Here is a 19,303-nt window from a genome sequence, read left to right on the forward strand (position 1 = left end):
GACCCATGGAGATTAACTGAACTGAACTGTATAGTTCAGAGGGTCAGTCGCCGAACAGAAAGCCGAGGAGCCATGACGCCGCCCGCACGGCCCGCAAGGCCGGCAGCCCGACGCTGGATCGAGGACTGGGACCCCGAGAACGAGGAGTTCTGGCAGCGCTCCGGCAAGCAGACCGCCCGCCGCAACCTGATCCTCTCCGTCCTCTCCGAGCACATCGGCTTCTCGGTGTGGAGCATGTGGTCGGTCCTGGTGCTCTTCATGTCACCCGCGATCGGCCTGGGCTTCACCCCCGCCCAGAAGTTCCTGCTCGTCGTCGTCCCCACCCTCGTCGGCGCCGCCCTCCGGCTCCCCTACAGCTACGCCGTGACCCGCTTCGGCGGCCGCAACTGGACCGCGTTCGCCTCGGCCGTCCTGCTCGTCCCCACCCTCGCCGCCCTGTACTTCGTGCAGCGCCCCGGGACCCCGCTGTGGGTGTTCCTGCTGATCGGCGCCGCCGGCGGAGTCGGCGGCGGCAACTTCGCCTCCTCGATGACCAACATCACCGCCCTCTTCCCGCAGCGCCTGCAGGGCTGGGCCCTCGGCATCAACGCGGGCGGCGGGAACCTCGGGGTCGCCGCGATCCAGCTGATCGGCCTGCTCGTCATCGCCACCGCGGGCAGCACCCACCCCGCGTACGTCATCGCCGTCTACCTCCCCCTCATCGTGGCGGCCTCGCTGCTCGCCGCCCTGAAGATGGACAACTTCGCGGCCGTACGCAGCGCCCCCGGCGCCCAGCGCGAGGCCGCCCGCAACCCGCACACCTGGTGGATCTCGCTCCTCTACGTCGGCACCTTCGGCTCGTTCATCGGCTACGGCTTCGCCTTCGGGCTGGTGCTGCAGAGCCAGTTCGGCGCCACCCCGCTCGAGTCCGCCTCGTACACCTTCCTGGGACCGCTGCTCGGCTCGCTGTTCCGGCCGGTGGGCGGGCTGCTGTCGGACCGGTGGGGCGGGGCCCGGGTCACGCTGCTGACGTTCTGCGCGATGGCGGCGGGCACCACGGTGCTGCTCCTGGCCTCGGCGCACGGCTCGTACGGGCTCTTCGTCGCCGGCTTCACCGCCCTGTTCGTGCTGACCGGCATCGGCAACGGCTCGACGTACAAGATGATCCCGGCCGTCTTCGCCCGGCAGGCGGAGGAGGAGGTCACCTCCGGCCACGACGCGGCGGCCGCCTTCGCCCGGGCCCGCAGGCTGTCGGGTGCGGTCATCGGCATCGCGGGCGCGGTGGGTGCGCTCGGCGGGGTCGGGGTCAACCTGGTCTTCCGCAGCGCGTACAGCGGCCCCGCCGGGTCCGGCGAACCCGCCTTCGTCGCCTTCCTCGGCTTCTACCTGGTGTGCGTCCTGGTCACCTGGGCGGTCTACCTGCGCAGGCGGCCGGCCGGCGAGAGCGCGCCGGAGCGCGTGCGGACCGGGGCCTCCCGTGTCTGAGACCACCGCACCGTCCGGGGCCGTCGCCTCCACCGAGACCGTCACGCACTGCCCGTACTGCGCACTGCAGTGCGGTACGCGGCTCACGCGCGCGGCAGGCCGTACGACCGTCGAGCCGACGCAGTTCCCGGTGAACCGGGGCGGGCTGTGCCAGAAGGGCTGGACGGCGCCCGCGCTGCTGGACACCCCGGGGCGGCTCACCCGGCCCCTGGTGCGCGGCGCGGACGGCGTGCTCGCCCCCGCCACCTGGGAGGCCGCGCTCGACACGATCGCCGCCCGGCTGCGGGAGATCCGCGCCCTGCACGGCCCCGACGCGGTCGGCGTGTTCGGCGGGGGCGGGCTCACCAACGAAAAGGCCTACCAGCTGGGCAAGTTCGCCCGGATCGCGCTGGGCACCAGCCAGATCGACTACAACGGCCGGTTCTGCATGTCCTCGGCGGCGGCCGCAGGCGTGGCGGCCTTCGGGCTCGACCGGGGCCTGCCGTTCCCCGTCACCGACCTCGGCGGCGCGGACGTGATCCTGCTCGCCGGGGCCAACCCGGCGGAGACCATGCCGCCGCTGATGCGCCACCTGAACCGGGCGGCCCTGATCGTCATCGACCCGCGCCGCACCCCCACCGCCGAGGGCGCCGCCCTGCACCTCCAGCCGACGCCCGGCACCGATCTCGCGCTCGCCCTGGGCCTGTTCCACCTCGCCGTCGTCGAGGGGCACGCCGACCAGGGCTACCTGAACAAGCGGACCACCGGCTTCGACGCCGCCTGGGCCCGGGCCGCCGCCTGGTGGCCCGAGCGGGTGGAGCGGGTCACCGGGGTCCCGGTCGCCGACATGCGCGAGGCGGTCCGGCTGCTGGCCGGCGCGGAGCGGGCGTACGTACTGACCGGGCGCGGCGCCGAACAGCACAGCAAGGGCACCGACACGGTCGCCGCGTTCATCAACCTCGCCCTCACCCTCGGCCTGCCCGGCCGCGAGGGCAGCGGCTACGGCTGCCTGACCGGCCAGGGCAACGGCCAGGGCGGGCGCGAGCACGGCCAGAAGGCCGACCAGCTGCCCGGCTACCGCATGCTGACCGACCCCGCCGCCCGCGCCCACGTCGCCGCGGTGTGGGGGGTGGAACCCGACGCGCTGCCGGGCCCCGGGCGCAGTGCGTACGAACTCCTCGACGCGCTCGGCACGGAGGGCGGGCCGCGCGCCCTGCTCGTCTTCGGCTCGAACCCGGTGGTCTCGGCGCCGCACGCGGCCCGGATCGGGGAACGGCTGAACTCCCTGGACCTGCTGGTCGTCGCCGACTTCGTGCCGTCCGAGACCGCGCAGCTGGCGGACGTCGTCCTCCCCGTGACCCAGTGGGCCGAGGAGGAGGGCACGATGACCAGCCTCGAGGGCCGGGTGCTGCGCCGCCGGCGGCTGCTGCACCCGCCCGGCGAGGCACGCAGCGACCTGGACGTCCTGCACGGCCTCGCGGTCCGGCTCGGCCAGCCCGCAGGCCGCTTCGCGACCGCGCCGCGCGAGGTGTTCGAGGAGCTGCGGCGGGCCTCGCAGGGCGGGCGCGCCGACTACTCGGGCATCAGCTACGAGCGGCTCGACGCGGGTGAGGCGCTGCACTGGCCGTGCCCGCAGACCGCCGAGGGCGCGGCGTCACACCCCGGCACCCCGCGCCTGTTCCTCGACGCCTTCGCCCACCCGGACGGGCTGGCCCGGTTCGCCGAGGTCGAGCACCGCGACGGCGCCGAGACGCCCGACGCCGCGTTCCCGCTGTACGCCACGACCGGGCGGGTGCTCGCCCAGTACCAGTCGGGTGCGCAGACCCGCCGGGTCCCGGAGCTGGCCGCGGCCGCGCCGGAGGCGTTCGTGGAGGTGCACCCCGACACGGCCGGGCGCTGCGGGCTGACCGGCGGCGGGTGGGCCCGGGTGAGTTCGGCGCGCGGCAGCACGCTGGCCCGGGTCCGGCTGGTCCCCTCGCTGCGGACGGACACGGTGTTCCTGCCGTTCCACTTCGCCGGGGCGGGCCGGGCCAACCTGATCACGAGCGCGGCGCTCGACCCGCGCAGCAAGATGCCGGAGTTCAAGGTGTGCGCGGTACGGATCGAGCCTGCCGAGGCGGGGCCGTGAGCGCGGGCGAGGTGCTGGTGATCGGCGGCGGCCCGGCCGCGCAGCGGTTCGCGGAGCGGCTGCACCACCACGGGCACCGGGGCGGTGTGACCGTGCTCGGTGCCGAGCCGCAGGCCCCGTACCACCGGGCGTTGCTCGGCTCCGTCCTGGACGGGACGCTGCCGGCCCCCGCCCTGGCCCTGCCCGCGCTGCCCGCGGGCATCCGCCTGCACACCGGGGTCACCGTGACCCGGATCGACCGCGCGCGCCGGCTCGTGCACTCCACCGACGGCACGGCCGGCTCCGTGCACCGCTACGACACGCTGGTCCTGGCCACCGGGTCCCGCCCGGCCGTCCCCCGGATCCCGGGGCCGGCGACCGAGGGTGCGACGGCGCTGCGGACCCTCGCCGATGCCGAGCGGTGCGCCGCGGCGCCCCCGGGGGCCGCCGTCGTCCTGGGCGGCGGGCTGCTCGGGGTCGAGGCCGCCGCCGCGCTGGGCCGGGCCGGGCACGAGGTGGCCCTCGTCCACCGCGGGCCGCATCCGCTGGACCGGCACCTGGACGCCGCCGCGGGTGCGCTGCTCACCCGGCGCCTGGAGGACCTCGGGGTGGACGTCCACCCGGGCCGGACGGCGGCCGCGTACTGCCCCGGCAAGCTCACCCTCGACGACGGTCTGGTGCTCGCGGCCGACACCCTGCTGCTGTGCACCGGCACGGTCCCCGAGACCGGGCTCGCCCGCCGGGCGGGGCTCACCGTCCGCACCGGCGTGGTCGTCGACGCACTGCTGCGCACCGACGACCCGCGCATCCACGCCATCGGCGACTGCGCCGAGCACCCGGGGGACACCGCCGGGCACCTCGAACCCGCGTGGGCGCAGGCGGAGTCGCTGGCCCGGCAGCTCACCGGCAGCGCTGCGGCGTACGGGGGCACCCGGCAGATCACCCGGCTGCGGGTGCCGGGCGTCGACCTGGTCCGCCTGGGCCGGGGCGGGCCGGCGCCCGAGGGCGCGGAGGTGGTCGCGTTCACCGATCCGGCGCGCGGCCGGTACGCCCGCCTCACCCTGCACGGACAGCGGATCACCGGGGCGGTCCTGCTGGGGCTGCCGCGGGCCATCGCCGCCGTGAGCCGGCTGTACGAGCTCGGCCTGCCCGTGCCGGCCGGGCGGCTGGAGCTGCTGCTCGGCATCCCACCGGCCGCGCCGGGGGCCGGTGAACTCCCCGGCGACGCGGTGGTCTGCCGCTGCAACAACGTCACGAAACACACCCTCACCGAGGCCTGCCGGGGCGGCGCCGCCGATCTGGCGCAGATCGCCGCGGCCACCCGCGCCACCACCGGCTGCGGCGGCTGCACGGACGTCGTCCGCGCGCTGTGTGCGGCCGTACGGCCCGAAGGGGGCAGCACGTCATGACCCGTACCGCTCGTACCCTCGTCGTCGCCGGGCACGGTATGGCCGGGCACCGGCTCGTCGCCGAGCTGCGGGGCCTCGATGCCGCCGGGGCCTGGCGGATCGTGGTGCTCGGGGAGGAGCCGCATCCCGCGTACGACCGGGTCGCGCTGTCCTCGTACCTCGACGGCCGGAGCGCGGCGGACCTCGCCCTGGCCGGGCCCGGGTCCCCGGACGACCCGCTGCTGGAGCTGCGGCTGAGCACCGGCGCGGCCGCCGTGGACCGGGCGGCGCGCACCGTGACCACCACCGCCGGCGACGTGGTCGCGTACGACGCGCTCGTCCTGGCCACCGGCTCGCGGCCGTTCGTGCCGCCCGTGGCGGGCCGCGACCTGCCCGGCTGCTTCGGCTACCGCTCGCTCGGCGACCTCGACGCGATCCGCGCCGCCGCCGTGCCGGGCCGCCCCGGCGTGGTGATCGGCGGCGGGCTGCTCGGTCTGGAGGCCGCGAACGCGCTGCGGCTGCTCGGCATGGAGCCGCACGTGGTGGAACTCGCCCCGCGGCTGATGCCGTTGCAGGTGGACGCGGCCGGCGGCCACGTCCTCGGGCGGCGCGTGGCGCAGCGCGGGCTGCGGATCCACTGCGGTGTGGCGACGGCGGCGCTCGAAGCGGGCCCGGACGGCCGGGTGGCCTCGGTGGTGCTGGCCGACGGCACTTCCCTCGAGGCGGACGTCGTGGTGTTCTCGGCGGGGGTGCGGCCGCGGGACGAGCTCGCGGGCGCGGCGGGCCTGGCCACGGGGGAGCGCGGCGGGTTCCTGGTCGACGAGCTGTGCCGGACGCGGGACGAGCGGATCTGGGCGATCGGCGAATGCGCGGCCGTGTCGGGCCGCTGCCACGGGCTGGCCGCACCGGGCTACCGGATGGCGGCCTCCGTCGCCCGGCAGCTGCTGGGCCTGGGCGGGGAGCCGTTCGGGGAGGCGGACCTGTCGACCCGGCTCAAGCTGCTCGGCGTGGAGGTGGCGAGCTTCGGGGACGCGCATGCGGCCGCCGCGGGCGCGGTGGAGCTGAGCCGGCTGGACGAGGCTGCGGGTACGTACGCGAAGCTCGTGCTGGACGCGGACTGCCGGACCCTGCTCGGCGGCATCCTCGTCGGTGACGCCCGCGCGTACGGCGAGCTGCGCCCGTACGTCGGCCTGGGCCTGCCCGCGGCGGGCCACCGGCTGCTGGCCGGCGCGGCCTGAGCGAGGCAGGAAGCAGGACGCCGCCCTTCGGGTCCCGGGAACCCGAAGGGCGGCGCAGGGCAGGGCCGGTGGGGCGCCGGTGGGGACGGCGCGGCCGTGCGGTGGAGCGCAGGGGCGTCAGACGGTCTCGAGGGTGCGGCCCTCGGAGCCGGACGGGCCGGCGTCCCGGACGGCGGCCTCGGCCGCCGCTGCCTTCGCCGCCCTGGCCTTCCGGGAGCTGGAGAAGCGGCGCGTGATCGGCGCCTCCACCCAGGCGTACAGCGCCCAGGACAGCAGCACGGCGACGACGGTCTGGGCGGCGATCAGGGCGATGCCGACCGGGGTCGAGTAGAGCTGATCGCCGAGCAGTTCCCGGGAGTAGGACAGGACGATGTAGTGCAGCAGGTAGAAGGCGAAGGAGATCTCGCCGAGCCAGATCATGAACCGGTTGTTGAACGGCGTCGGCTTGTTCTCCGCGTCGCGCGTGGCGACGGCCGCGATCAGCAGCACGATCGGGACGAGGGTGACCGAGCGCTGCGCGTACAGGTGCTCCACGTTCATGGCCACCGCGTAGCTCACGGCCAGCAGCAGCGCCGACCAGGTCGTGCCGATGTTGCGCCAGCGGCCCGCCATGACGGCGCGGGCGACCAGGATGCCGAGGGCGAAGTCGAGCAGCCGGACGGGCGGCAGGACGTACGCGAACCAGTACTGCACGGTCGAGGTGCCGTCGGCGCCGGGCATCTGCATGCCGCCGCCCGGGATGACCGCGTAGGTCAGCGTCGGGGTGAGGCAGATGGCGGCGACGACGCCGCCTATCCACCACTTCAGCCGCGCGGGGTCGATCTTCTTGATCAGCAGGAACAGCAGCGGGAAGGCGAGGTAGAAGATCGCCTCGGCGCCGAGCGACCAGCTGGGCGGGTCCACGCTGAAGTTGGTGGCGAAGTCCGGTACCCACACCTGCACCATGAGCAGGTTGACCACGGCCTGCCAGGGCTTCGTCATGACCGCCGCGAACGTGAGCAGCGCGAGCGCCCAGGTGATCACGTAGTTCGGGTAGATCTTGACGAAGCGGCGGCGCCAGAAGGCCCGCATCGTGTCCTGGTCGCGGGCCGACCAGGTCAGGACGAAGCCGCTGAGCACGAAGAAGAAGGTGACGCCGAGCGCGCCGGCCTGCGAGGCGTACTTGGCGAACGCGTCGTTCGCCGCGTCGTCCTCGAAGAGCCGGATCCACGGCACCCCGAGGGAGGCGTGGAAGAAGAAGACCAGGAGGGCCGCGGGGAAGCGGAGTCCGGTCAGCGAGGGGAGCCGTGGCGGTCTCGCAGGTCTGGAACCGACCGTTCCATTCATGGACATGACAAATACGCTCCTTTGTGGGTGACGGGATGACTGGGTGACGGGAAGAAAGGGAAGGCGGGAGACCTGTGCGCACGCGGCGGTGTGCCGTGCGTGAACGGGTCCGGGCCGAGGCCCGGACCCGTTCGGTGCGTCAGTCGCGGATGACGGTCTTGGTCCGCATCAGGAACTCGCCGAGGTAGCCGTCGTGCGGAACACCCGGCCTGATCCAGTACGTCGGGTGGTCGCCCAGGTAGACGTTGCTGATGGTGGGCTCCTGGAGCAGCGCGTCGATCAGCGCCTCGTCCTGCGTGAACGCGGTCAGCACGAGCGAGTTGCGCAGCGGCCCGATCCCGTCGGCCGGCGACCACGGGGCCACCCACACGCAGGGGAAGGGCAGTTCGATGCCGGCCTGCTCGGCGTCCGGCCGCTCCAGCTGGTGCACGGCCGGGCGCAGTACGGCACTGCCGTCCCCGAGCTCCTCCACGATGCCGTCGCCGCCGAGGTGCGCGGTGGTCCCGGCCGCCTTGGCGAGCAGGAACTTCTCGATCGCACGTGCGCCCTCCACCGGCTGCACCGCGAGGACGGCCTTCGCGTCCTCCGGGGGCAGGCTGGGGATCGTGGCCAGCCGCTCCGCGATGGCCTGCGCGAGCGGCGCCGGGTCGCCGTCGACGAGCACGGTGGTGGCGTTGATGCAGGCCACACCGCCCTGGTGGCTGATGGAGTCCACGATGGTGTCGAGGTGGTCGCGCCAGTCGACACCGGCCGGGACCAGCATCTTGGAGCGGCCCGGGCCCTGCGGCAGCACGTTGGTGCCCGCGTACTTGCGCACGACGTCGTCGCCGCCGTACACCAGGCCGTAGTCGGCGCTGCGCAGGATCTCGTCCGCCGCCTCGTAGTCCGTGGGCAGCAGCACGACCTGGTCGTTGCCGAAGCCCGCGGCCCGCAGCGCCGAGATCAGCCGGTGCGGGGTGAACGGCTCGCGGCGCGAGGGCCGCACCGCGACGCGGTAGCCGAGGGCGAGGGCCTCGACCCACAGCGAGTGCGGGCCGGGGTGGTTGCCGGCGGCGTGCACGGCGAACACGTCGCCGCGCCGGGTCCACACGGCGCTGCCCGTACGGGTCTCCCCGGCACGCCAGTCGTCCACCGCACCGGTCGGCCGGGCCTGGTACGCGGCGAACCGGGACTGCTCCGTCGCCTCGATGATGGCGGCGGTCGCGGCCCGCACGACGCCGATGGGCACGCCGGAGACCCGGGCGACCGTGTGCTCGTACTCGGCGAACGACAGCCCGTCGATCGTCTCCTCGGCGAAGATCTTCCCGGCCCGGGCCAGCGCCGCCGTCCGCTCGTCGGCCGGCAGCGAGCCGGCCTTGCGCAGGGCGTCCATCGCGCGGGTCACGAACAGCTTCGGGACCAGGCTGAGTTCCGCGACCGGGGCGCCCGTCACATCGGTGACCGTCATGCGCTTGCGGGCGCGGAAGGATCCGGCGGGCCCGAGTGCGTCCAGCGTGATCAGGCCGGCGCTCCCGGTGCTGCCGGCGCTCCCGGCGCTCCCGGCGCTCCCGGCGCCCATTAATAGACCCCTTCGATGACGGTCTCGTTGTCGAACTCCTGGACCGGCGCGATGTCCGCCACGGAGTCCCCGAGCTGCCAGATGCCCTCGGGGCCGGGCACGCGGGTCGCGTAGTCGCGCTCGAGGTTGTTCGGCATGAACAGGCTCTTGCTGATGTGGTGCATGACGACCTGGCCGCGCTCGCCGTACGGGACGGTCCCGCGGGTCTCGGGGTCGACCACGTCGAAGATCATGTGGGGGGAGAACGGGTCGTAGATGCACGGGTCGTCGTCGGACAGGCCCGGACGCTCGCTGGCGTTGCCGAGGATCATCGTCGAGCCGTAGCCGCTGTAGAGGTGGGCCTTGGGGAAGACCTCGGTGCGGTACAGGTAGCGGGTGTCGGCGTCCATCTGGGTGCCGACCCAGTTGATCGCCTTGACCTTCTCGTCGATCAGCTTGGCGAGGTCCTCGCGGCGGGCGAGGCGCTCCAGGACCGGCGGCGTGCACATCAGGACGCCGATGTCCTGGGTCTGCAGCAGGAAGGCGACCTGGTCGACGATGTGCTCGGCGTACGCGCCGGCCTCGGCGCCCTTGCCGTCGGATATCAGCTTCTTGACCCAGCGCGGGTCGAGGTCGACGGTGAAGGCGAGGCCGCCGCGGAAGGCGGTCTGCCGCTTGATCACGTCACCGACCATGTGGGGCCCGGTCGGGGCGACGACCAGCCAGTTCACGTTCTGCGGAACGCCGTGGCGGTCCAGCTGGGCGCTGCTCCAGGCGAGCAGCCGGTCCAGCCACTCCCGGAGCAGGACGATGCGCTTGGGGGCGCCGGTGGTGCCGCCGCTCTCGTAGACGCCCACGACCTCGGGCTTCTCGCCGTAACCGCGGGGTATGAGGTCCTCGGCCCGTACGTGGCGCAGTTCGTTGGCGAGGTTGGGGAACCTGCCCAGGTCGGCGAATCCGCCGATGTCGGTCAACGGATCGAATCCGAGAGTTCCTGCGCGTTCCAGCCAGAACGGCGAACCCGTTTCCGGGGAGAAATGCCACCGCAGGGCGGCGCGCAGGAATTCGTCGGGGTCCGGCTGGGTGTCGAGTGGAAATTCCAGCAAGGGATCAACGATGGACACAATGCTCCTTCCGGATACGGAGTAACGCCGTACTCTTCGCATCGTGCGCCTGGCCGCAGCAGCCGGTCCACGGCATTCGGATGAGTCCGTCAACTGTCTGTGTCAGGTCAGCTGGATCCCGACGGTCTGGTTTGCGCCACCGTCTGCGGGAGTTCGTCGAGCAGCATTCCGAAGTGGGTTCGGTAGGCGGCCAGGATCTGCTCGTCGCCCTCCAGCTGCTCGGTCGTGCGCACCCCGCCCTCGACCCTGATCAGGCGTTTCCCCTTGAGCGTGACCCGGCCGTCCGCGAGCGGCAGCGAGCAGAACAGCTCCTGGAGGAACGGCGAGTCGGGGCTGCTGCGCCACCACCACAGGGTGGGCCCGAAGTCCTCGAGCCGGCAGGGGCGGTCGTCGATCCGGTAGAGCGGGTTCCGCTCCAGGGACACGTCGAAGCCGCCGGCCTCGGCCGCCGCGACCCGGTACTCCCCGTTCGGGTCCTGCTGCACGTCAGTGGTGGCGAAGCGGAGCGGATGGCGGCTGTTGCGGCCGAATCCGGCATCGACCAGCCAGGGCTCGTCCAGGGTCACCCGCAGCGCGAGATGGCACATCGCCGGCCCCAGCCCGTCCGGCCGGTAGACCCGGCCCGGCAGGATCTCGACCCGGTACCCGAGGGCGTCCAGCAGGACCGCGAAGGCCGTGTTCACCTCGTAGCAGCCGCCGCCGCGCCGCTGCCGCACGATCTTGTCGACGACCTGCTCGCCGAGGTGGATCTCGCGGTCGAGGTGGTAGTCGATGTTTTCGAAGGGCACCGTGAGGACATGCCGCTCCTGAAGGTGGCGCAGACCTTCGAGATCGGCTTTCTCCGGCCTTTTCGCGCCGATCCGCTCGAGGTATTCGGCCACTCCTGCGTCGTCCAGCATCGCATTCTCCTTGACGATTCGAACCAGGCAGCGTACGCCGAATGAAAATACACGGCCACCCGTCGTTGCCGAATCGATCTGACGGACAACCCGGTACCTGACACAGTGCCCTTCCGCTTGTTGCGGGGTTCTCGCGCGGTTACCAGCATCGGATGGTCCGGAGTCATCCGACGCGGCACATTCGGTTCGAATGGTCACCGTGGAGTCGGCGTGACTGACCGCCCGCCGATGACGATGGAGAACCCACGGCAATGGCCACCTCAGCCGCCCACCGCCCTTCGCCAGAAAACGATGCCGAAGCCGGATCCGTGCTCGCGCACACCAGCGCCGGCGTGATCGCCGGGGAACGCTGCGGACGGCTGTCCGTCTTCCGCGGCATCCCGTACGCCGCGCCGCCGGTCGGTGCCCTGCGCTTCGCCTCTCCGCGGCCGGCCGTCCCGTGGAGCGGGGTGCGCGACGCCACGGCGTTCGCCCCCGAGTCGCTCCAGCCGATCATCCCCGGCAGCGCCGAGGACTCCCTGTACGCCAACGTCTGGACGCCGGCCACGCCCCCCGCGCAGGCCCCGGGCAGCGGCGCCGTCGCCGACGAGGACGCCGACGCCGACGCCGAGGACGCCAGGCCGGTGCTGGTCTACATCCACGGCGGCGGCTGGATGGTCGGCGGCGGCAGTCTGCCCGTCTACGACGGCGCCCGCCTCGCCGACCGCGGCGACCTCGTCGTCGTCACGTTCAACTACCGCCTCGGCGCGCTCGGCTTCGGCCTGCACGAGGAGTTCACCGACCCCGACACCGGCGACTTCGCCGACTGGGGCCTGCAGGACCAGGTGGCGCTGCTGCGCTGGGTCCACGAGAACGCGGCGGCCTTCGGCGGCGACCCCGGCAACATCACCGTCGCGGGCACCTCCGCCGGCGGGGCGAGCACCTGGCAGCTCGCGCTCCTGCCCGAGATGCGCGGCATCGTCCGCCGCATCGTCCCGATCAGCGCCTGCCACGTGTGGGAGCCGTCCACCTCGCTGTCCCCCGCCGACTCCCGCCGGGCGTACGAGTCGGTCGCGCGCCGGCTCGGCACGACGGTGCCGGGCCTGCGGGAGGTCCCCGCGGCCGCCCTGATGGGCGCCTGGGAGGAGGTGTTCGGCGGGCTGCCGGGCGAGCGCGAGGTCGGCAGCGGCCGCGAGTTCCGCGGCCCGGTCGTCGACGGCCGCTGGATGAGCGCCTTCGACTACGAACTGCCCACCCCCGAGGTGCCGATCCTGGCGGTCCACGCCCGGACCGAGGGCTCGTTCTACACCGGCCCCTGCCCCCCGCAGCCGACCCCCACCCCGCCGCCCACCGACGCGGCAGAGCTCCGCGAAGCCGTGCGCGGCGTGCTGGAGAAGGGGATGGACAAGGCCCCGTACGAGCTGGCCGACGCCTGCATAGCCGCCTACCGCGAGGCCGCCGAGGCCGACGGGCTCCCGCTGGACCCGCTGTCGCTGTGGACGGAGATCTGGGGCGACGCGCTGTTCCGCTACCAGATCATGCGGCTGTCCGAGCGGCACGCCCGGCACGGCCGATCGCCGCAGTACGTCATGGAGTTCGCGTACCCCGTACGGCCGCCGCACCACGGCACCCCGCACGAGGCGACCTCGCCGTTCCTGTTCGGCACGTACGGCGATCCCTCGGCCGTCTCCGCCACCTACCCGGTTCCGGAGAGCATGCCCCTGTTCCACGACGGACCGCACGAGCGCGCCGTCTCCGAGACCTTCATGGACCTGGTGGCCGCCTTCGCCCGCGACGGCGTGCCCGCCGGCCCGAGCAGCCCCGTATGGCCGGTCTTCGATCCCGAGCACCCCAGCACGCTGGTCCTCGGCGGTGAGCAGGTCGCGGAGATCGCCACCACGTCGAAGCTGCGGCAGCTGCGGTTCTGGGACGAGTCCGGCTGGGTCCCGCGCACCTGACCTGCCCCGCGGCCGACCTGCCGGCTCCCGGCGGCGCGGCCCACCGCCCCCAGAGACACGAATGAGGTTCTTGTCATGGCAACACTCGAAACACCCGCCGAGACCGCCGCACCGGCGCAGGCGCCGGAACGCACCTCCCTGAAGAGCTGGCTGGCCGTCGTCTCCGTCGCCGTCGGCATCTTCACCCTCGTCACGGCCGAGCAGCTGCCCATCGGCCTGCTCACCTCGGTCGGCGGCGCCCTGCACGTCTCCGAGGGCACGGCCGGCCTCATGGTGACCGTGCCCGGCCTCGTCGCCGCGCTGTCCGCGCCGCTGATCCCGGTGGTCGTCGGCCGCATGGACCGCCGCTTCCTGCTCGTCGGCCTGATGACCGTGATGGCGGTCGCCAACCTGGTCACCGTCCTCGCGCCCAACTTCGGGATCCTGCTCGCCTCGCGCGTCCTCGTCGGCATCACGATCGGCGGCTTCTGGGCCGTCGCCGGCGGTCTCGCGTTCCGGCTGGTGCAGCCCGCCGCGATCCCCCGGGCCACCGCGCTCATCTTCGGCGGCGTCGCCGCCGCCAACGTCCTCGGCGTGCCGACCGGCACCCTGATCGGCGGTCTGGCCGGCTGGCGCACCGCGTTCGCCACGCTCGGCGTCCTCGCCTTCGCGGTCCTCGTCGCGCTGCTGGTCCTGCTGCCCTCGCTGCCCGCCACCAAGCCCGTCAGCGTGGGTGAGCTGATGGGCCAGTTCGCCAACCGCGGCGTCCGCTCGGGCATCATCGCCACCGCCCTCATCGTCACCGGGCACCTCGCCGCGTACACGTACGTCAGCCCGATGCTCCAGCAGGTCTCCGGCATCGACGAGGACCTGATCAGCGTCCTGCTGCTGGGCTTCGGCGTCGCCGGCATCATCGGCAACTTCGTCGCCGGCGCGGCCGTCGCGAAGAACCTGGGCCGCACGATGGCCGTCATCATCGTCGCGCTGGCCGCCGCGATGCTGCTCTTCCCGCTGCTCGGCAAGAGCCAGGCCGGCGGCATCGCCCTGCTGGTCCTGTGGGGCCTGGCCTTCGGCGGGGTCTCCGTCAGCCTGCAGACCTGGATGCTCAAGTCCGCGCCCGACGCCATGGAGGCCGCCTCGGCCCTGTGGGTGTCTGTCTTCAACCTGGCCATCGCGCTCGGCGCGCTCGTCGGCGGTCTGATCGTCGACCAGGTAGAGCTGATCACCGTGGCCTGGCTGGGCGGCGTCGTGGTGCTGCTCACCGCGCTCACCCTCCCGAGCCTGCGCTCCGCCGGCAAGGCCGCCGAGTGAGCACCCCGCCAGCGAAAGGAACCTCCTCAGTGACCACCACCGCCGTGACCACCGACGACCTCGACGCGCTCGCGTCCGAGCTGCGCGGGCCGCTCCTGCTGCCCGGCACCGACGCGTACGAGGACGAGGCGCTCGGCTTCAACCGGATCCTGCCGGACGCCCGGCCCGCCGCCGTGGTCCTCGCCGACGGCACCGCCGACATCCTCGCCTCGGTGCGCTTCGCCGCGCGCCACGGCATCGCGGTCGCGGTCCAGGCCACCGGACACGGCGTCGCGCTGCCCGCCGACGGCGCCCTGCTGATCAGCACCCGCAACCTCGACGGCGTACGGATCGACCCGCGCACCCGTACCGCCCGCATCGAGCCCGGCGTCCAGTGGAGCCGGGTCATCGAGGAGGCCGCCGCCTTCGGGCTGGCCCCGCTCAACGGCGCCTCCCCCGGCGTCGGCGTCGTCTCGTACACCCTGGGCGGCGGCCTCGGCCCGCTCGGCCGCTCCTACGGCTACTCCGCCGACCACGTGAAGAGCATCGACCTGGTCACCGCGGACGGCGAGCTGCGGTTCGTGTCCCCCGAGGAGCACCCGGACCTGTTCTGGGCGCTGCGCGGCGGCAAGGGCAACTTCGGCGTCGTCACCTCCATCGAGATCGGCCTCTTCCCCGTCGCCCGGCTCTACGGCGGCGGCCTGTTCCTCCCCGGCGAGCACATCGACGAGATCCTGCGCACCTGGCGCGACTGGACGCGGGCGGTCCCCGACGCGATGCAGTCCTCGATCGCCGTGATGCGCTTCCCCGACATCGACGTGCTGCCGGAGCCGGTCCGCGGCCGCTTCCTCGCGCACATCCGGATCGCCTACAACGGGCCCGTCGCGGAGGGCGAGGAACTGGTGCGCCCGCTGCGGGAGATCGCGCCGGCCGTCCTCGACACCGTCGCGGACATGCCGTACACCCGGGTCGCCGAGATCAACATGGACCCGACCGTCCCGTTCGTCTACTACGAGCGCTCCACCCGGATCCGGGAGCTCGACGACGCGGCGATCGACACCCTGCTGCCGCTGATCAAGGAGGGGGTGGACGCGGTCCGCCCCGGCATCGAGCTGCGCCACCTGGGCGGCGCCCTGGGCCGGCAGCCCGAGCACCCCAACGCGCTGCCGCACCGCGAGACCGCGTACACGCTGTTCGCGGGCGCCCCCGTCTGGCCCGAACACATCCAGGACGTACGGGAGTTCCAGGAGCGACTGATCGAGACGATGGAGCCCTGGCGCATCGGCGGCCCGTTCCTGAGCTTCATCAGCGCCCTGGAGAGCACGCCCGAGCACCTGCGCTCGGCGTACGACGAGGCGACGTACGCCCGGCTCGTCTCGGTCAAGGACGCGTACGACCCGCAGAACGTGTTCCGGGTGAACCACAACATCCCGCCGACCGGGTGGTCCCGATGACAGAGGAGAGGACGAAGACCATGCTCAGCGATGCGATGGTGGACGCGTACCTGGAGCGCATCGGCGCGCGCCGGCCGGAGAAGGCCGACATCCACGCCCTGCGGCACCTCCAGGAGCGCCACGTGCTGTCGGTGCCCTTCGAGAACATCGACTACCACGTCGAAGGCGCCGAGCTCGGCCTCGAGCGGGACTTCCTGTACGAGAAGATCGTCACCCGCCGGCGCGGCGGCGGCTGCTACGAGCTGAACCCCGCCTTCGGGCACCTCCTGGAGGCGCTCGGCTTCTCCGTGGAGATCCTCTCCGGCCAGGTCTTCCTCGGCGGCGAGTTCGGCGCGCCGCTGTGCCACCTGGCGCTGCGCGTGCGGCTGGAGGACGGGGACCGGCTGATCGACGTGGGCTTCGGCAAGAACAGCCGGTTCCCGCTGGAGACCGGGTCGGCGGAGGTCCAGAAGGACCCGCACGGCGATTACCGGGTGACCCGGCCCGAGGAGGGCTTCCTCCAGGTCCACTTGAACGGGGAGATCCAGTACCGGCTCGACGAGCGGCCGGTGCGGATCGAGGACTTCTACCCGACGCTGTGGTGGTACCGCACGGCGCCCGATTCGGTGTTCCTGCACAACCTCATCTGCTCGATCCAGAACGAGGGCGGCCGGGTCACCGTCAACGGCCGGGAGCTGACGCGTACGGACGAGAACGGGACCGTGAGGGTGGAGCTTGCGGACGACGCCGCCCTGCGCGCCGCGTACGAGGAGGACTTCGGCCTGGTCATCGACCCGGCCGCCATGCCGAAGCAGCCGGACGTCGACCCGGCCATTCGCATCGTCATGCAGATCGACTGAATATCCTTTCCCTGATATCCACACCCCTGTGCCGTATGCATTGCGCGTGCGGCACAGGGGTTCTTTCTGCCATGACGACCGTATCGAGCCGACCTGACGGATCGACACCTGGTCCATACCTCTCGTGAATTCACCGCGCCATCATAGGAATTGCAGGAATACTCATCAATTCCATGGGAGACAACCACATGCGCAAGAGCACCCGTATCAAGGTCGCCGTTTTCGCGGGCGTCGCCGCGCTCGCCACCGCGACGGCCGTCACGGGCTCCGCGAACGCCGCGGTCGAGGGCGGCAGCAGCTGCTACACCCTGCCGGGCAGCTGGAAGGTCGTCGACGACAACACCCACGAGACCTTCCTCGGCAGCTACTACGGCAGCGCCACCGCCACCGCCGGCGTCGTCAACTTCACCTCGCCGAACAACACCACGACCGCCTCGCACGGCGAGTGGCGCCAGACCGGCTGCGGCACCTACTCCGACACCGACGTCGCCTTCCTGATCGGCGCGGACGGCAAGGCCGCCTCCACCATCACCTTCAAGGCCAACATCTCGGTGACCGGCAAGAACACCGCGAACTTCGACTTCGCCTTCACCATCAACAACCTGGACGGCTCCTTCGTCACCAGCGGTGCCTCCACCGGCAAGGCCACCCGCATCGCCGTCCAGCCCCGCTGACCCCGCACATCCCCCGCACACCCCTGCACCGCGCTCACCCCCCTCGGCGCCCCCTCAGGCGCCCGCCGTACGGGCCCGGCTCCCCCCAGCCGGGCCCGTACGGCTTTGTCGCGTAAGCCGCCCGCACCGCCAACGCAGCGGGGCCCGCGGTGCGCACCGGCCGGGTGCGCACCACGGGCCCCGCAGGGGCCGTACGGGCTCAGGAGGGCTCGGGGGCCGGCAGCGCTGCGACGACCACCGCGGCCTCCTCCTCGGTCAGCTCGATCCCGAACTGCTTGGCCAGCAGCTCGCGCACCTCCCCGTCCGCCACGTGCCGGACCTCGACGGTGCCGTCGGCCCGGGTCAGCGTGAGCTTGCGGTGGTTGAGGTTCAGCCGCCAGTCCTCCGCGATCCGCTCCAGGAAGACGCGGCCGGTGAACGGCGAGCTCGAGTGCGTGGAGATGAAGTAGTTCGCCACCACGCAGTCGATGTGGTGGTGCGCCTCGGTGGCGTACCAGTACAGCGGGAACCAGCCCTCGTCCCGCTTCAGCGAGAGCACCCACTCCTTGTCGCTGCCCTCCTCGCGGGCCAGCCGGTACACCCAGCCGCCCTGGTCCGAGACGGTCCCGTCGGAGACCAGGATCGGCTCCAGCGGGCCCTCGTCGCCGAAGCCCACGTCGGCGAGGTACGTCTCCTCGCCCACGGCCACGCTCAGCATCAGGTGGGTCCGGGGCAGCGGCTTGGGCGCGTCCAGGAGCGGGCGCGCGTACAGCCGCGTGACCTCGTACCCGAGCCGCTCCAGCAGCACTGCGAAGAGCATGTTGTGCTCGTAGCAGTACCCGCCGCGCCGGCTGCGCAGGAGCTTGGACTGCATGACGTCCACGTCGAGGTCGATGCCCCGCCCCAGCAGGATGTCGAGGTTCTCGAACGGGATGGTCAGGGCGTGCGCCCGGTGCAGCCGGCGCAGGGTCTGCGCATCCGGCTCCAGCGGCCCGGTGATGCCCAGGCGGTCGAGGTACGCCTCGACGTCGAGGAGTTCGGCCTGCCACTGGGCGGCGCTGCAGAAGGGCCTCATGCTCAGCCCTTCTTCTCGCTGTCGAGCATGGCCATGCCCTCGGCGTCGAAGCGCGTCCCGGCGACCTCCTCGGCGGGGACGGCCCGCTCGATCTCGGCGACGTCCTCGGCGGTCAGCTCGAGGGAGAGGGCGCCGAGCGCCTCGGTGAGCTGGTCGCGGCGGCGGGAGCCGACGACGGGGACGACGTCCACGCCCTGGGCCATGGCCCAGCCGATCGCCAGCTGCGAGGTGGTGACGCCCTTGGCCTCGGCCACCTTGCCCAGGGCCGCGACCAGCTGCAGGTTCCGGTCGAGGTTCGCGCCGCTGAAGCGCGGGAAGTTGCTGCGGCCGTCGTCGGAGGCGGTGGCGCGCTGGTGGTTCCAGCGGCCGGACAGCAGGCCGCGGGCGAGCACCCCGTACGCGGTGATGGCGGTGCCGAGCTCGCGCGCGGTCGGCAGGATCTCGTCCTCGATGGAGCGGGAGAGCAGCGAGTACTCGATCTGGAGGTCGGAGATCGGGTGCACGGCGGAGGCCCGGCGCAGGGTCTCCGCGCCGATCTCGGACAGGCCGATGTGCCGGACGTGGCCGGCCTCCACCATCTCCTTGATGGCGCCGATGGTCTCCTCGATCGGCACCGCCGGGTCGAGGCGCGCCGGGCGGTAGACGTCCACGTAGTCCGTGCCGAGCCGCTGGAGGGTCTGGGCGAGGGAGTTCTTGACGGCCTCGGGACGGCAGTCGACGCCGAGGATGCCGCCGGACGGGTCGCGCAGGACGCCGAACTTGACGCTGAGGGTGAGCTGCTCGCGGTCGTGGCTCTGCAGCACCTCGCGCAGGAGGAGCTCGTTGTGGCCGCTGCCGTAGAAGTCGCCGGTGTCGAGGAGGGTGATCCCGGCGTCGATGGCGGCGTGCGCGGTGGCGACTCCCTCGGCCCGGTCGGCAGGGCCGTAGAAGTCGGACATGGACATCAGGCCGAGGCCGAGAGCGGAAACCTCAGGGCCGGCCGAACCAAGTGATCGCAGCTGAGTCATATACCCC

The 19,303-nt window shown here is 72.7% G+C and carries 15 protein-coding genes; 9 read left to right on the forward strand and 6 right to left on the reverse strand.

What is annotated here, in order from left to right:
• Positions 1-72: 72 nt before the first annotated feature.
• The 4 genes from ACZ5WG_RS09465 to ACZ5WG_RS09480 are packed head-to-tail and all read left to right on the forward strand — an operon-like array spanning position 73 to position 6,176.
• Positions 73-1,464, forward strand: coding sequence for an MFS transporter (locus ACZ5WG_RS09465; RefSeq protein WP_468721874.1), 1,392 nt, complete (start codon positions 73-75; stop codon positions 1,462-1,464).
• A complete protein-coding gene (locus ACZ5WG_RS09470) occupies positions 1,457-3,571 on the forward strand; it encodes a molybdopterin oxidoreductase family protein (RefSeq protein ID WP_468721876.1) in 2,115 nt (704 codons plus the stop codon). The genes ACZ5WG_RS09465 and ACZ5WG_RS09470 overlap by 8 nt, the downstream gene beginning before the upstream one ends.
• The gene (locus ACZ5WG_RS09475; RefSeq protein WP_468721877.1) at positions 3,568-4,959 is read left to right on the forward strand and encodes an FAD-dependent oxidoreductase; all 1,392 of its coding nucleotides are present in this window, start codon (positions 3,568-3,570) and stop codon (positions 4,957-4,959) included. Before ACZ5WG_RS09470 ends, ACZ5WG_RS09475 begins: the two co-directional genes overlap by 4 nt.
• On the forward strand, positions 4,956-6,176 hold the full coding sequence (locus ACZ5WG_RS09480; RefSeq protein ID WP_468721878.1) for an NAD(P)/FAD-dependent oxidoreductase: 1,221 nt from the start codon (positions 4,956-4,958) through the stop codon (positions 6,174-6,176). The genes ACZ5WG_RS09475 and ACZ5WG_RS09480 overlap by 4 nt, the downstream gene beginning before the upstream one ends.
• Before the next feature lie 117 nt (positions 6,177-6,293).
• On the opposite strand, the gene ACZ5WG_RS09485 is transcribed toward ACZ5WG_RS09480, so the two are convergent.
• From ACZ5WG_RS09485 to ACZ5WG_RS09500, 4 genes are all read right to left on the reverse strand, one after another.
• Positions 6,294-7,508, reverse strand: coding sequence for an acyltransferase family protein (locus tag ACZ5WG_RS09485; RefSeq protein ID WP_468721879.1), 1,215 nt, complete (start codon positions 7,506-7,508; stop codon positions 6,294-6,296).
• Positions 7,509-7,641: 133 nt separating this feature from the next.
• Positions 7,642-9,060, reverse strand: a complete 1,419-nt coding sequence (locus ACZ5WG_RS09490) for an aldehyde dehydrogenase family protein (RefSeq protein WP_468721880.1) — start codon at positions 9,058-9,060, stop codon at positions 7,642-7,644.
• Positions 9,060-10,163 carry a phenylacetate--CoA ligase family protein gene (locus ACZ5WG_RS09495; RefSeq protein ID WP_468721881.1) on the reverse strand — a complete coding sequence of 368 codons (1,104 nt, stop codon included), beginning with the start codon at positions 10,161-10,163 and terminating at the stop codon, positions 9,060-9,062. The genes ACZ5WG_RS09490 and ACZ5WG_RS09495 overlap by 1 nt, the downstream gene beginning before the upstream one ends.
• A 107-nt stretch (positions 10,164-10,270) precedes the next feature.
• Positions 10,271-11,062 carry an arylamine N-acetyltransferase family protein gene (locus ACZ5WG_RS09500; protein WP_468721882.1) on the reverse strand — a complete coding sequence of 264 codons (792 nt, stop codon included), beginning with the start codon at positions 11,060-11,062 and terminating at the stop codon, positions 10,271-10,273.
• A 251-nt stretch (positions 11,063-11,313) separates the two neighbouring features.
• On the opposite strand from ACZ5WG_RS09500, the gene ACZ5WG_RS09505 reads away from it, so the two are divergent.
• The 5 genes from ACZ5WG_RS09505 to ACZ5WG_RS09525 all read left to right on the forward strand — a co-directional run bounded on the left by ACZ5WG_RS09505 (position 11,314) and on the right by ACZ5WG_RS09525 (position 17,235).
• Positions 11,314-12,999, forward strand: coding sequence for a carboxylesterase family protein (locus ACZ5WG_RS09505; protein ID WP_468721884.1), 1,686 nt, complete (start codon positions 11,314-11,316; stop codon positions 12,997-12,999).
• 75 nt (positions 13,000-13,074) lie between these two features.
• A complete protein-coding gene (locus tag ACZ5WG_RS09510) occupies positions 13,075-14,289 on the forward strand; it encodes an MFS transporter (protein WP_468721885.1) in 1,215 nt (404 codons plus the stop codon).
• 29 nt (positions 14,290-14,318) lie between these two features.
• Complete coding sequence (locus ACZ5WG_RS09515; protein WP_468721886.1) at positions 14,319-15,722, forward strand: FAD-binding oxidoreductase; 1,404 nt, start codon at positions 14,319-14,321, stop codon at positions 15,720-15,722.
• Positions 15,719-16,561: an arylamine N-acetyltransferase family protein gene (locus ACZ5WG_RS09520; protein WP_468721888.1), complete on the forward strand. Its 843-nt coding sequence runs from the start codon at positions 15,719-15,721 to the stop codon at positions 16,559-16,561. The genes ACZ5WG_RS09515 and ACZ5WG_RS09520 overlap by 4 nt, the downstream gene beginning before the upstream one ends.
• 188 nt (positions 16,562-16,749) lie before the next feature.
• A complete protein-coding gene (locus tag ACZ5WG_RS09525; protein WP_266665655.1) occupies positions 16,750-17,235 on the forward strand; it encodes a hypothetical protein in 486 nt (161 codons plus the stop codon).
• 199 nt (positions 17,236-17,434) lie between these two features.
• On the opposite strand, the gene ACZ5WG_RS09530 is transcribed toward ACZ5WG_RS09525, so the two are convergent.
• Together ACZ5WG_RS09530 and ACZ5WG_RS09535 are read right to left on the reverse strand one after the other, a co-directional pair.
• Entirely contained in the window at positions 17,435-18,289 is an 855-nt protein-coding gene (locus ACZ5WG_RS09530; RefSeq protein ID WP_468721890.1) for an arylamine N-acetyltransferase family protein, read from the reverse strand.
• Positions 18,290-18,291: 2 nt separating this feature from the next.
• On the reverse strand, positions 18,292-19,296 hold the full coding sequence (locus ACZ5WG_RS09535; protein WP_468721891.1) for an aldo/keto reductase: 1,005 nt from the start codon (positions 19,294-19,296) through the stop codon (positions 18,292-18,294).
• Positions 19,297-19,303: the final 7 nt, after the last annotated feature.

It is taken from the genome of Streptomyces sp. NPDC032745 (genome assembly GCF_055579465.1).